Annotated in this window: 11 protein-coding genes; 3 read left to right on the forward strand and 8 right to left on the reverse strand. The window is 61.1% G+C overall.

What is annotated here, in order from left to right:
* Positions 1-15 precede the first annotated feature (15 nt).
* Both KB449_RS30810 and KB449_RS30815 read left to right on the forward strand, forming a co-directional pair.
* The gene (locus KB449_RS30810; RefSeq protein ID WP_282912009.1) at positions 16-561 is read left to right on the forward strand and encodes an RNA polymerase sigma factor; all 546 of its coding nucleotides are present in this window, start codon (positions 16-18) and stop codon (positions 559-561) included.
* Entirely contained in the window at positions 554-1,720 is a 1,167-nt protein-coding gene (locus KB449_RS30815; protein WP_282912010.1) for a hypothetical protein, read from the forward strand. Before KB449_RS30810 ends, KB449_RS30815 begins: the two co-directional genes overlap by 8 nt.
* 100 nt (positions 1,721-1,820) lie before the next feature.
* On the opposite strand, the gene ftsH is transcribed toward KB449_RS30815, so the two are convergent.
* The 8 genes from ftsH to KB449_RS30855 all read right to left on the reverse strand — a co-directional run bounded on the left by ftsH (position 1,821) and on the right by KB449_RS30855 (position 12,560).
* Positions 1,821-3,839, reverse strand: a complete 2,019-nt coding sequence (ftsH, locus tag KB449_RS30820) for an ATP-dependent zinc metalloprotease FtsH (RefSeq protein WP_282912011.1) — start codon at positions 3,837-3,839, stop codon at positions 1,821-1,823.
* Between the two features lie 104 nt (positions 3,840-3,943).
* Positions 3,944-4,486 (reverse strand): hypoxanthine phosphoribosyltransferase, encoded by a 543-nt coding sequence (gene hpt / locus KB449_RS30825; RefSeq protein WP_282912012.1) that lies wholly within the window; start codon positions 4,484-4,486, stop codon positions 3,944-3,946.
* A 23-nt stretch (positions 4,487-4,509) separates the two neighbouring features.
* A complete protein-coding gene (gene tilS, locus KB449_RS30830; RefSeq protein WP_282912013.1) occupies positions 4,510-5,952 on the reverse strand; it encodes a tRNA lysidine(34) synthetase TilS in 1,443 nt (480 codons plus the stop codon).
* A 23-nt stretch (positions 5,953-5,975) separates the two neighbouring features.
* Positions 5,976-6,899: a protein kinase domain-containing protein gene (locus KB449_RS30835; protein WP_282912014.1), complete on the reverse strand. Its 924-nt coding sequence runs from the start codon at positions 6,897-6,899 to the stop codon at positions 5,976-5,978.
* Positions 6,883-7,635, reverse strand: a complete 753-nt coding sequence (locus tag KB449_RS30840) for a vWA domain-containing protein (protein WP_282912015.1) — start codon at positions 7,633-7,635, stop codon at positions 6,883-6,885. Before KB449_RS30840 ends, KB449_RS30835 begins: the two co-directional genes overlap by 17 nt.
* A gap of 339 nt (positions 7,636-7,974) precedes the next feature.
* Positions 7,975-8,709: a hypothetical protein gene (locus KB449_RS30845; protein WP_282912016.1), complete on the reverse strand. Its 735-nt coding sequence runs from the start codon at positions 8,707-8,709 to the stop codon at positions 7,975-7,977.
* Positions 8,710-8,721: 12 nt separating this feature from the next.
* Entirely contained in the window at positions 8,722-11,421 is a 2,700-nt protein-coding gene (locus KB449_RS30850; protein WP_282912017.1) for an Ig-like domain-containing protein, read from the reverse strand.
* Positions 11,422-11,684: 263 nt separating this feature from the next.
* Positions 11,685-12,560, reverse strand: a complete 876-nt coding sequence (locus KB449_RS30855; RefSeq protein WP_282912018.1) for an SDR family oxidoreductase — start codon at positions 12,558-12,560, stop codon at positions 11,685-11,687.
* 119 nt (positions 12,561-12,679) lie between these two features.
* On the opposite strand from KB449_RS30855, the gene KB449_RS30860 reads away from it, so the two are divergent.
* Complete coding sequence (locus KB449_RS30860; RefSeq protein ID WP_282912019.1) at positions 12,680-13,852, forward strand: helix-turn-helix transcriptional regulator; 1,173 nt, start codon at positions 12,680-12,682, stop codon at positions 13,850-13,852.
* Positions 13,853-13,859 lie beyond the last annotated feature (7 nt).

Below are 13,859 nucleotides of genomic sequence, written 5' to 3' on the forward strand. Positions count from 1 at the left end.
GGAGGTGTTGCGAGCTTGGAAGAAACCCACTGGTCCTACGCTGAAAATATAGATGCCGATGGGCTTCGCGAGTTGATGCTGCAATACGGATCCGAGGTGTGGAACCTGGCCTTTGTCCTCACCAAACGCAGGGATCTCGCGGACGACGTATCCCAGGACGTATTCCTTGCCGCCTACCGGAAGATCGATACGTTCCGCGGCGCTTCCTCCGTTCGAACGTGGCTGCTGTCGATCGCGCGAAATACGGCGATCAATCGTTTGCGTTCGGCCTTTCTGCGCCGCGTCACGCTAATGGATCGCATAGACGACCGAGCGCATGATGCCGGTCCATCCGCCGAATCCGAAGTGCTGCGCCGTTCATTATCCAACGAGATATGGGCAGACGTCATGCGGCTTCCTCTTAAACTGCGCGAAACGCTCGTGCTGCAGGCGCGATACGAACTTACGGTTAGGGAGATCGCGCTGCTCCTCGACCTGTCGGAGGGCACCGTCAAGTCCAGGCTGTCGCGCGCGAGGGAACGCATGATCAGGCTTAGAGAGGAGGCATCTGATCGTGAATGAGGATCGCCGGCCGTCGTGGTACGAGCAATTAAAGGTGGACGCATCTCGCACGGAAGGTTTTACGGAAACTCATATGTCCGCAATCGAACAGATGGCACTTAGCGGAAAGATGGACAAAAAGCATGGCCGGTCGCACCTAAACCGCCGTCGCCTTTACGCTGCAACAATAGTCGGCGTATCTGTAGCGATGGTCGTTGGAGCAGTTCTACTAAGCCATAGGGGAGACGATCTCGTTCGAACGCTGAGTCCGGTAACCTTTACTTCAACTTTGACGGCTGTTGCCCCCGTGCCGAATGTGGCTCCACGGCCAATCCGGATTCAACGCTTGTCGGGATTGCTAAGCGCACAGCTGCCGTTTAAGCTGCAAGATGTGGTCGGTATTCGTTTGGAAGACAACCAGCACCGGCTGCAGCCCTTCGAGGTGCCGAAAGATCGGCTGAACGTTATTTTGCAAAATCTGAACACGCTGGACATTGCCGCTGCATCGATCAGTCCGGAGCCGGAGATATCCTGGGTAAGCAATGCCTATACAATGACAATCGATACAGCTGAAGGCGCCTTTGTCATGGCTTACGATCCAAGCAGCAACACGTACGGGACCCCGGATACGCTGTTGTTGGCAGACGATCAGGTGTGGATGCTCATGCAAAGGTATATCAATCCAGGCGGCGAATGGGCAGCGTACGACAGGCTTAGCGCACAAGCAAGTACTGAGCAAGCCATAGTGCAAGAGGATCGGATCACGGACCGGATATACGAGCGAAGCCGTTTTAACATCGACGGTCTCGACTATCTCGGCTGGGCGCAAAAGTTCCTTGCACTCTCCTCCGGCACGCTTTTCTATGACGGGGCTCTTGGAACGAAAGGATTCATACAATCTTTGTCACCGCAGTCTTTAACACTTACCGGCTATCAGTACGCCTATCCGAGTATAATAAAGCTATCCGCTTCGATTGTGTTTACAACGGACGATCAAGCTTATGCGACGCCGGATGAAATTAAAGTCGGCCTCACGCAAAACGAAGTCATCGCCAAGCTTGGCCTTCCCAATGCCCGTACGGAAACAGCCTGGCGTTATCGCGTTGACGATGGCCTTGGCTTCCAACTGCTGTTCGAAGACGGTAAGGTGCGTTTCATCTCGCTGATCAAGCCTGACTAGCGGCCTTTAGGGTCAACGCAGGCGCCCGCCCGACGCACAAGCAAAAACCCGCGATCCAGCTGCACCGAGCAGCGGAATCGCGGGTTTGTTTGTATAAAAGTTACTTCGGCTCGTTGTCCTCGTCGTTCCGTTGATCCGGATTCGGAGGGGTCTGATTGGCGTTCGTCTCTTCGTCGCGCGGGGTGATGCGGACGCGGACGTTGCCGCCAAGCGTGTCGATCGTCGGTTCAACGCCGGTCGGCTCGCTGCCCGAATCGCCGCCGTCGCCTTCGGATGCGGCGTTGATGTCGCCCTTTTCGATGAGCGCTTTGATCTGCTCCAATTCGAGCGTCTCTTGCGAGAGCAGCGTATTGGCAAGCAGGTGCACTTCGGCGCTCTTCTCGGTGAGCAGCTTCTTGGCGCGATCGTAGCAGGTCTGGATGATCATCTGCATCTCTTGGTCGATCTCGTACGCGATCGCATCCGAGTAGTTCTGCTCGTGACCGATATCGCGGCCCAGGAACACTTGGCCCTGCGTCGCGCCGAACTGCATCGGCCCGAGCTTGTCGCTCATGCCGTACTCCATGATCATGCTGCGCACGATGCCCGTCGCTTGCTTGAAGTCGCTGTAGGCGCCTGTGCCGATCTCGCCGATGAACAGCTCTTCGGCGACGCGGCCCGCGAGCAGGCCCGTGACCTTATCCAGCAGCTCTTGCTTCGTGACCAGCATGCGATCTTCCTTCGGCAGCATGATGACATAGCCGCCCGCGCGCCCGCGCGGAATGATCGTCACCTTGTGCACCATGTCGGCATGCTCCAGGAAGAAGCCGACGATCGTGTGCCCGGACTCGTGATAAGCGACGATCCGCTTCTCGCGATCGCTGATGACGCGGCTCTTCTTCTCCGTACCGACGATAACGCGATCGATCGCTTCGTCGACTTCTTGCATCGCGATGTCCTTCTTGTTCTTGCGCGCGGCAAGAAGCGCCGCTTCGTTCAGCAGGTTCTCCAGGTCGGCGCCGGTGAAGCCGGTCGTCCGCTTGGCGATCGTGCCCAGCCTGACGTCCTTGTTCAGCGGCTTGTTGCGCGCATGAACCTTGAGTACCGCCTCGCGGCCCTTGACGTCCGGACGGTCGACCGTAATCTGACGGTCGAAGCGGCCCGGGCGCAGCAGCGCAGGGTCGAGAATGTCGGGACGGTTGGTCGCGGCAACGATGATGATGCCTTCGTTCGCACCGAAACCGTCCATTTCCACGAGCAACTGGTTAAGGGTCTGCTCGCGCTCGTCGTGTCCGCCGCCGAGGCCTGCGCCCCGCTGACGGCCGACCGCGTCGATCTCATCGATGAAGATGATACAAGGCGCGTTCTTCTTCGCATTTTCGAACAGGTCGCGGACGCGGGATGCGCCGACGCCGACGAACATTTCGACGAAGTCAGAGCCCGAGATGCTGAAGAACGGCACGCCGGCTTCGCCCGCTACGGCGCGAGCCAGCAGCGTCTTACCGGTACCCGGAGGGCCGACGAGCAGAACGCCCTTCGGAATGCGGGCGCCGAGCGCCGCGAACTTGCGGGGATCCTTCAGGAATTCGACGACCTCGACGAGCTCCTGCTTCTCTTCGTCCGCACCCGCTACGTCCTCGAACGTCACGCGCTTTTTCTCTTCATTATAGAGACGGGCCTTGCTCTTGCCGAAATTCATCACCTTGCCGCCGCCGCCCTGCGCCTGATTGATCAGGAAGAAGAACAGGATGAACATAATGACGAACGGTATGATGGAGGTGAGGAACGTCAGCCAGAAGCTCTCGCCCTGCATCGCCTTGTTCTTAAGTTCGAATCCCTGCGCCACCGCGGCGTCGTTGATCGCGTTGGCGTCGCGCTCGGTCTGAATCCGAGTCGAGAATGCATCGCTTTTGTGTCCTTCAGGCGCCATGTCCTTCTTGAAATGGCCGGTCAGCAGATAGGTGCCGCGGTTGACCTGCATCTCGATGTCCTGAATGGTCTTCGACTGGATCGCAGTCATGAGCTGGTTGTAGGTGAGCGGCTCGGTCGTCGTATTCTTGCCGATAAAGAACTGAACGATGCCGACGGTCACCAAAAATATAAGCAAATAAAATCCCGTATTCCGGATAAACCGATTCATCCCTGACCTCCTCCCGACACGCTTTCATCATTTTACCATAGCCTGTCTTGGTATCTCAATAAAACGCGCGGCTGCGCGGAAAAACCACCGGAAGGCTGCAGTACTCAGCGGTTCGAGTAAATTTCTTCTTTTAAAATGCCTACGTATGGAAGATTACGGTAATGCTCGGCATAGTCGAGACCGTAACCGACGACAAAAGCATCGGGAATGCTGAACCCGGTATAATCGGCGTTCAGGTCGACGGTGCGGCGCCCCGGCTTGTCGAATAGCGCGACGACCCGAACGGACTTCGCATTGCGGCGCTCAAGCACGTCGATGAGATAGCTGAGCGTGAGGCCGCTGTCTATAATGTCCTCAACGATCAGGATATCGCGTCCCTCGACCGAGTTGTCCAGATCCTTGACGATGCGGACTTCGCCGCTGGAGCGGGTCGAGTTGCCGTAGCTCGATACGGCCATGAAGTCCAGCTCGATCGGAATCGTGATGTTCTTGGACAGATCGGCCATAAAAATAAAGGCGCCCTTCAACACGCAGATTACCAGCGGGTTGCGCCCCTCGTAATCGCGGCTGACGGCGGCTCCCAGTTCACGTACCTTCAGTTGGATCTGCTCTTCCGAGTAAAGTACTTCTTGAATGTCATTCTGCAACGATGGGACCTCCCGGGCCGATATTAAACGGTATGATGGCTTGACTCCGAACATGTCACGCGGATGGCCGCTCCTGCTCCCGAGTTCGGTACGGCGTGCCGCGAGCGCCTGAGGCCCGGTATCCAGAGAATGCGACCGGCGCCGTCGACGAGCAGCGGCTTCAGGTGACGCAGGCTGCGGGGAACCTTGGCGTCGACGAGTATATCTTGCACCTTCTTGGAGCCGTTTAGTCCCAAGGGCTCCATCCGATCTCCCGGCCTCCGGCTGCGCACCGCAAGCGGCATCGCAAGCTCCGCCTCGTCAAAAAAGGCCTCCCAGCGGGAGCCCGGCGAAGGGTCGCAGATTCCGGCCTCCCGGCTTATCCGGAAAACAAGGCCACACTCCGGCACCGCCACCTCGAGCCGTTCGGAACGCGCAGGGAGTTCCGCGAGGGTATAGGCATAGCCGGCTTGCGCGTCCGGCACGGGTCCTATGTACGCATAGCCATACTCCCGAAGCAGCACAAGTCCGCCCCCGATGTCGAAGCGGGCGACGTCCGGCCGTTCGGCCGTCAGTATAGCCACGATTTCTTCCACCTGCTCGAATCGAGCCTGGGCATGCGGTCCTGCAAGACCATTTAATATTAGTTTAATCATTCTGCGTTGTAAAGCAAGGTGAAGCCCCCGAACGAGTCTCACGTCGAGCCGCCATCCCCCGCCCGATTGGCCGGCCCCCGCAGCCAGCGCGCGACGGGCTTCGGCTTCCATATATTCGTCGTCCGCCGATGCAAGCTCGGCAAGTCGGGCCAACCCGGCGCGCAGGTCCGGATTGTACCGTTCGAGATAGGGAAGCGCTTCGAGCCGAACCGCGTTCCGGACATAATGCGTCTTGGCATTGCTGCTGTCCGTCGCAAATGGCACGCCGTTCCGCTCGTTGTATGCAAGCAGCTCGCTTTTGGTTATACGCAGCAGAGGGCGTATGAGTTCCAACTCTTGCTCGGGACGTCGAATGGGAATTCCTGACAGCCCGGTCACGCCGCTCCCCCGCAGTATCCGCATGAGTACTGTCTCCGCCTGATCGTCCGCATGATGGGCGACCGCGATCGTCCTGGCGCCATGCCGGCGCGCGGCCTCGCGCAGGAACGCGTACCGCCGCACCCGTGAGGCGGCCTGCGAATTCATGCCCGTCGCTTCGATATAAGCGGGCATATCGATCTCGGCGAGCTCGAACGGGATTCCCCAGGCGGCAGCGGTCTCGCGCACGAGAGCGGCTTCGGCGTCGGACTCGGTCCCGCGAAACCCATGATTGACATGCGCCGCGATGACGAGCCACCCGTCCCGGACAGCCGAAGCTTGCAGCAAATGGAGCATCGCCATCGAGTCCGGTCCGCCGGAGACGCCCGCCAGGACGCGGGCGCCGGGACCGATGCCGAACGTCTCACTCAGCAATTGCGCGATCCGTACGGCCAACTCGTCTTGCGCCTCCACTCGTACTTCCCCCAATTCCCGTTCTATTGAAGCAGCCAGAATGCGGCCGCGGATACGCAAAGGAGCAAAGAGGCTGCAAACAAGCCCGCCATCCATCCAGGCACCTTGCCGCGGCTGCTGCGGACGGCTTCTTCCGCCGCAGCGCGCATGCGATTGCGCCAATGTTCGGACGCCTCACGGGCATCCTTGAACTTGCCGTGCAGCGCCAGTTCCATCCAGCTCTCCATCTTCTTGAGCTCGGCATGGCTGCGGACCAGCGCCATCAGCTCGCGCGGATGCCGGTTCTGCGGCAGCAGCATCTTGGTCATATGCAGCAGGCGCTTGCCGTCGAGCGCGTGTATCCATAGCACGGCAACGGAGAATACGTCATAGGACGGATCCGCCGTCCGGCTGCCTGCCGACCAGTAGCCGCGGTCGTACACTTCCGTGAACTGGCGTACCGAACGTCCCATCGCAGTCATGCCGCCATAATCGACGAGCGACACCCGTCCGTAATCGGTGACGAGAATATTATCGCTTTTGACGTCACCGAACACCCAGCCCGCAACGTGCAGCTCCGCGAGTCGATTCAGCAGACGGTACCCGACGACGCCGTACCAGGCGCCGCCATGCTCGGCCAGGTAGGTCTTAACGGGCACCCCCGGCACGTACTGCATGACATAAAACGGCAGCAGCCTTCCCTGCCACTCCGCATCGTCCACGTCCAGCAGAAAAGGCGGACGCTTCCGCTCCCGCTGGTCCAGCGAGGCGAGCACGTTCGCTTCTGCCTGAAGGTCTTCGAGCTGCATGCCGATCTTCAGCGCGTAAGTCCGCAGTCCGCTGACTGCCATATAGACTTGACCGTTCGCCCCGATCCCGAGCATGCGCTCCAGCCGGTATGAACGTCCGTTCCACTTGCCGCGCAGTACCGTTCCGGCCGGCACGCGCGCGTCAGACGACGTAATCACTCCGCATCCCGTCCGTATCGTCGCGCCTCGCAGGCGCGGTGTGCTGCGGTTCTGTTTCCAGTTTACCACAAGTTTCCCGGAAAAACTCCACCACGCGCAAAAGCGCCGGCCCCGTCGGCGTCGTTCCCTTCATGCTGATGCGTCCGAAAATCTGGCCGATTCGGTCGGCGCGGTCCGTCCAGTCCAGGTCCAGGAGGCAAGCCTCATGCGAGCGCTCCCCGGGAAAATGGAAAACCGCGACCGCGCTCTCGCCGCGTCTGGCCTGGAGGCTCAGCGCCAAGTCCCGCACGGCCTCCTCGACGGCCCGCATTTTCGGCTTCATGCTCGCGCTAGCGTCGATCAGGAGCGCCACGCGCAGCTCCGCCGTTTCGCCCAGGTCCTCCATGACGCGCACGATCTCCGCCCGCTTGTCCGGCGGCAGCTCCGCCGCGGATTCGACGCCGAAAATCTGACGCAGCTCCCGGTTGACCTCGCCGCGAATCGTGCCCTGAACCGTCTGCCGCGTCATCATCTGCACCGTGCGGGACAGCAGCGCCGGCGATACGATCCGGCTCATGCCGCCGCCCGCCCGCGCGATCTCCGCGATCTCGAGCGCCCCCTGCTCGCCGATGCCTCCTTCGTCCACGATGCCGACGACATTGACGGAGATGCCCTCCGCCTGCGCGACCGACGCCGCGATGGCCGGGCTGTCCCCGACATTCGAGCAGCCGTCCGTGATCAGCAGAATTTGTCTCATGCGCCTCACTCCTTCTATCGCTATCATTCTTCTATTCGCAGTGTCGCCAAATAACGCGAGATTTAACCCGTGCCGGCACATACACCTCTGCTTGCTCCCATACGATGCCGGTGACGCTTGGGTACGCTAGGCCATAAGGTACCTTTGTGCCGCGATTGCTGCGTTGGATGGGGCTTCGCGGGTCCATAAGGAACCTTCGTGCTGTTGTCTGCCTGGAACCCGCGCGATCTGCCGCATTCTTATTGGCTGACCGGATTGTGCCCGGCAAAAGCGCGAAACAAAAAAGAGAGACCCCCGATAGGATCTCTCTTCGTACACACTGTGCCTGGCCTTATGAAACTATCGCCTGCCGATCCGGTCAATCTGGCGCACGTCGGCGAGCAGCGGCTCGATGCGCTTCGCGGCGGTCTCCGAACGCGCGCGCAGGTCCTGCACCTTGGTCATCAGGTCGAGCTGGATGAACTGGACCCGCTTCTTGGCGGCGCCGATGAACACCTGATCGGCCGGGATCGTCGGAGCCATGGCATTCAGTTTGTCCAGAATGACCTGCGCCTGCTGCCGCGTCTCCTGTTCCATCGCCCGGCCCTGCGCGGCGGCGTTGGAAAGACCCGAGAGCGCCAGCTCCGCCGCCTTTTGATAGGTGTCCAGAATATCGTCATAGGCCGCGGCGGCCTTGGGATCGCGCGCAATCTCCAGGATGACCACCGGATTGCGGATGCCTGAGAGTGGATCGGCCGGGAATTGCGCGACTGCATCGAGCAGCTGTCCGGCATCTCTCAGATAGGCATCGACGTTCATGCGCACGTTTTCGATTTCTTGTTCGATGGGCTCCATCTTGCCCACTGCGTACAGGATCTGAGCGAGATATTGCGCGTGCACTTTGTGATAGTCGAAAAAATGATTGGCGTTCGGACTCTCGGCGATCAGATTGACCAGTTGCTTGAGCAGAAAGTTGCCGCCCTCGCGCGCCGCGAACAGCTTATATTCGTCATAGACGGCTTTCGCCGAACGCAGGAGCGACTTTTCCTCCAGCACCTTTTCCTCGTTGCGCTTGATCTTGAGTGCGTCTCCCATCGCGGGCCCGCCTTATCTGGAGCCCGCTGTCACGAGCGACGAGCTGCCCGTGCCGGCGTCTTCCTTGTCGTCCTGGACGACCGGGGCCGGATTGAGCAGGGCATAGATCTGCGCCGCCGCCTCATCCTTGTCGGTGAGGATCTGGACCGCAAGCCGCTTCATCTCGACCTCGGCTTCGAGCAGCGAGTTGCGCAGCTCCTTCTCGCGGACCGACTCGGTCTGCAGGTTGCGGGAGTAGCTGTCGAGCGCCTCGCCTTGACCGAGCAGCGCTTCGACGACGATGCCGTCCGTCCGCAGCACGTGGCGGCCCGCGGCCAGGATGATGCCCGGTACCGAGATCGAAGTTCCCGTCGAGTCGTCGAGGTAAACCGAAGTATAGTCCTTTTTAACGCGGAGGTAGTTCGACGACGGGATGACGTTGCCGTCCTCGTCCTTGAACGGCTGCTCCTCCACGAACCGATGGTGCTTATCCTGGTAGTCGAAAATATTGGCAAGCTGATAAATGATGGCGTTGCGTACTTCCGTGCGTTTGTCCGGCACGATCACCTCTTCGAGCAGCGCGTCGAGCTGCGGCAGCGTGACTTCGCGGTACACCTTCTCCTCCTTGCCGTTGACCATGTCGATCGTGAAGTAGCCGATGCGCACGTCCACGAGATGGAGCAGCGTGATGAACTCCTGGTTCATCTGGCGGAAAACGAAGTTGAGCGTGCGGCTGACGTTGATATTCTCGATCTCGCGGACGATCGTCGACTCCTCGCTCGTCGTGCTTTTATCCTCGTAAGTCGTGTTGATCTGAACGTCACGGCGTGCCGATGCCTTGGCCACGTGCTTCTGCGTGTTGTTGGAGACGTTCTTCGCGAACTGCTCCCGCGCCGCGTTGGATCCCCCGCTCATGCTGGCGCTCACCTTGGCGCTGCCCCAGCCCCAGCTGGCTCCCGCTTCGGCCGCTACCTTATATTCGTTGCTCTCTTCGTAGTTTTTCTGATCCGCCTGCTCCTTCGCGATCGACTGCTCGAACTCCTCGGAGATGTCGTCCGTCACGGAGTCGAGAATCGTCGCCGCGCTCTTCATCGTCGTCTCGCTCTGGGCGTAGGAGCGAATGCTGATCTTGCTCTTCTCGCCCGGCAGCAGGGAAAACGTCTTGATCGTACGGCCCGCGCCGTAGTTGGCCAAGTAGGAAGACAGCCGGTACGATTCGACGAGGATGATGCGCTTGAGCCGCGAGTTGACCTCCGGCGTGATCGTGACGTTCACGGCGATCGTCGTCTCGACAAGGTTGCCCGCATTGTCGTAGGCACGAGCGGTGATCGTATGCTTGCCGCCTTCGTTCAACGTGAGCGTGCCCTTCCAGGTCGACCAGTCTCCCGGCGACTTTTCCGCGGCGCGCACGCCGACCGGGCTCAGGTCCAGCGCCAGCTCGACGTAGGCGATCCCTCCGGCGTCCGCCGCCGAGCCCGTCACCTGGATGACGGCCCCTTGCGAATACGGACCCGACACCTGCGCGTTGTTGGCCGGCGTGGCGATGCTCACGGTCGGCGGCGAGGCGTCGACCAGCAGCGTGATGCTGTGCGTGCCCGTGTTGCCCGCCGCATCGAAGGCTTTGGCGACGATCGTATGGCTGCCGCCGGTGAGCGTAATTGTCTTCTTCCAGTTCGCGTAGCCGTTCGCGCTCTCGGCCAGCTGCGCGGCCGTGCCGTCGACGGACAGCTCGACGCGGGCGACGCCCCGGTTGTCCCCGGCCGTGCCTTCCACCGTGACGTTCACCGCGGCTCCGCCCTTGCTGCTAAGCAGCGCGCCGGCGGACGGCGTGACGATCTTCACGGTCGGCACGACCGTGTCCGGTTCGGCAGCCAGCTGGACCGTGACGTTGATCTTGCTCGACGTCGTGAGCAGCGAGGCCGAATGCTTCGCCTTGGCCGTGATCGCCACCGGCCCAGCCGTCTTCAGCACGGTCGTAAAGGACCATTCGCTGCCCGACAGCGTCGCCGCCTGGAACGCGCCGGTGCCGATCTGCACCTGCACGTACGAGATGACGCCGGCGCCGCTTATGACCGATGCCGTGCCGCGAATCACTACCTCTGCGCCCGTATACGGGCCGGTGACCGTCGCGTTCGCGGCCGGCGACGAGATGCTCACCGACAGCTCGACCGGATCCGTCTCAGGATACGGATCCGGATCCCCCGGCAGCGGCTCGCGCGGCAGCATCGAAGGCGCATATCCGTCAGTCTCCGCAGCGACGCCGCCTTCGGTCGATTTCAGCAGGCTCGCACGGGCGGACGGCGCCGCGTCCAACGCCGGCTCAGTCACTGGCGCAGCCTGCGTGAATACGTAAGAAAGAGCGCCGGTCATCGTCTTGGTGACGTTAAACTTGCGGCCCTCCGCCTCCTGACGCTCGATCTCCTCGGGCGTGAGATTGGCGAAGCGGGTCGTCATCCGCTCCCCCGAATTCTGCTTCGCGAGGAGCAGCTCGGCGGAAGAAAGCTCGGGCGCCGCGGCTGAAGCCAGGGTCGCCGTCCGAAGCCCTTCCCTCTGCAAGCCGTTATGCGCCGCCGTCGGCAGAAAGTAGCCGTCGTGCAGTTGCAGGTCGATGAAGTTGCGCCCGCTGTACGCCGTCGGTTCCGGAACGTTGTAGCTCAGCACCGGCGCGACCCCGTTCGGTTGAAGCTTGATCATCGGTTCCTGGCCGGCTTTCGAGGGATTTTCGTTTGCCATTCCATTATTCATCTCCGTTTCGCTAATTAAGGTAAAACGGCCGGGGTACCGTCCGTATTCCATCCTAATTTTGCCAATACGTTCCGTAACAAGCTAGTGTCGCCAGTCATGTGACCGTCATGAGACAAGAGTCTCGTCCGCGTCCCGGAAGTCCCCTCGGGACCTGTCGAAGGGAAGCCGCGTTTGTCGGGAAAACGGAAAACCCCCGCGTTCCGGCCAACGATCGCTCGTCGTACCGATTCGCAAGGGTCTTGTCTCCTAAATTAAAAGCCCTGTTCCGCCGCATAGTTGCCCCAATGCGGGCGGCGTCCGTCCACATCGACGATGCCATATTCGTCGGACAAGCCCCAGGACGTGAAGATGCCGCCGGTCTTGGCGAAGAGCTCCGGGTCGGCGGCGAGCGCTGCAATGCCTTTCGCCGCGTAATAAGGCGTCTCGGACTGCAGGAAATGCGGATCTTGCGCCGCGCCGTCGCGCCAGTTGGCCTCCGTGACGCCGAAGTGATCGAGCATTTCCTCCGAACGAAGGAAGCCGGGCGTGACCGCAAGCGCCGTGACGCCATGCGGCTTGAGATCGACGGCCATCCCTTGCGCCAGATGGATGGCCGAGATCTTGGTCAAACTGTAATAAAGGCTGCCGCGGTACCTGTAGTCCCAGCCGTCGGTAATCTCCATCATGAGTCCCCGCTTCCCGGCGACCAGCAGCGGGGCGGCGTACCGCGCGGTGATCAGATGCGACCAGACCGCTCTTTTTTGCATGGCCAGTCCCTTCTCCAGATCGTGCTCCCAAAAAGGAACGCCCCACTGCGTGAGCGATTCCCCGCCCCAGATGTCGTTGATCGCGATGTCGAGCCTGCCGCTCTGCTCGTCCGCAATCCGCTCGAAGAGCGCGCGAACCTGCGCCTCATCCGTATGATCGGTCCGAACCGCGATGCCGCGTCCGCCGGCACGACCGACCATTTCCGCCGTCTCGTCGACGGTCTCCTTCCGCCCGATGTCGGACAAGCTGCCGCGCACGCTCCGGCCCGTGCAATATACTGTCGCTCCCTCGGCGCCAAGCGTCACGGCGATGGCTCTCCCCAATCCCCGCGTCGCCCCCGCAACGACCGCTATCTGTCCTTCCAGCCTTTTCTCGCTCATCCGGATCAACCTCCTATTTGCTCGCGTTCGTTCACATTGTAGCGGGGAATTCAAGACATCCTTTGTCATATATAACTGTTAAAATGACAAAGAACCCTCACGCGAAGGAGAAGATGAGGATGAGAGCCGACAGGCTGCTTTATATTTTGCAATGCCTTCAGACGCAGCGGCTTGTGAGCGCGCGCGAGCTGGCGGCGAAGCTGGAGATATCCGAGCGTACCGTCCATCGGGATATGGAGGCGCTCGCCCAGGCGGGATTTCCCGTTTATGCGGAGCGAGGGCCGCGCGGAGGCTGGATGCTGCCGGAAGGCTATCGGACGCGGCTGACGGGCCTGACTTCAGACGAGATCGCAGGACTGGCGGTGCTTCAATCGTCAAGCGCGGTGAGCGACCTGAACCTGTCCGTGCCGACGGATAATGCGATCGCGAAACTGGCCGCGGCTTTGGCCGGGCCGGCACGCGACGAAGCGGCCTATGTACGCAAGCATCTGCACGTGGACGGCGCGGGCTGGCATGACGCCAGAGAACCCGCGCCTTATCTGGGACTCGTGCAGCAGGCGGTATGGGAGAGACGCAAAATGCGCATTCGTTATCCGTCCGGGGAACAGGCGGACGGCGCCGTAAGCGTGGTGATGCCGTGGGGGCTTGTCGCCAAGCGGCATACCTGGTACTTCGCGGCGGTCAAAGATCATCGTGAGCCGGAGGAGAGACCGGCTGCGGGGAGCGATGCTGCTGGGGACGATGCTGTTAGAGCCGATGCCGCTAAAAGAGCGTTCGCGGCAACGGAAGGTTCCGAGGCCGATTCGACGGGAAAGAACGCAGCGAACGACGTCATGAACCGCGACTCTGACGGTCGCGCATCGCCGGAGATAGCCGAACCCCGCACCTACCGCGTCTCCAGGCTCGCTGCAGTCGAGCTGCTGGAGGAGCGGTTCGAGGTGCCGGACGGCTTCGATCTGGCGCTGTGGTGGGAGCGGTCGATGGCGCAGTTCCGCCGCGAGCTGCCTGTCTATCCGGTGCGTCTACTCGTGCGCGAGGAGGCCTGGGCCCGATTCTCGCGGGAAATCTATGTGCGCGTCAAAACTTGCGCCGATGCCGCGGACGGGTGGAAAACGGCCGATGCCGATTTTCACACGCTCGACTCCGCCCTCGGCATTCTCCTCGGGTACGGCGCTTCGATCCGGGTACTGTCGCCCCGGGCGCTCGCCCGCTCGGTTTTCTCCGAAGCAAAAGCCCTCCTGGCGCTGTACGAGGGGCCGGATTCGGCTCCCCAGGACCAGGGCCATATATAAGTCATCT

The organism is Cohnella hashimotonis, assembly GCF_030014955.1.
GTDB classification, from domain to species: Bacteria; Bacillota; Bacilli; order Paenibacillales; family Paenibacillaceae; genus Cohnella; species Cohnella hashimotonis.

Bases quoted from the DNA above. Each gene is read 5' to 3' on its own strand.
- KB449_RS30860 (WP_282912019.1), top strand. From the start codon at position 12,680: ATGAGAGCCGACAGGCTGCTTTATATTTTGCAATGCCTTCAGACGCAG.
- ftsH (WP_282912011.1), bottom strand. From the start codon at position 3,839: ATGAATCGGTTTATCCGGAATACGGGATTTTATTTGCTTATATTTTTG.
- KB449_RS30850 (WP_282912017.1), bottom strand. From the start codon at position 11,421: ATGGCAAACGAAAATCCCTCGAAAGCCGGCCAGGAACCGATGATCAAG.
- KB449_RS30855 (WP_282912018.1), bottom strand. From the start codon at position 12,560: ATGAGCGAGAAAAGGCTGGAAGGACAGATAGCGGTCGTTGCGGGGGCG.
- KB449_RS30840 (WP_282912015.1), bottom strand. From the start codon at position 7,635: ATGAGACAAATTCTGCTGATCACGGACGGCTGCTCGAATGTCGGGGAC.
- KB449_RS30845 (WP_282912016.1), bottom strand. From the start codon at position 8,709: ATGGGAGACGCACTCAAGATCAAGCGCAACGAGGAAAAGGTGCTGGAG.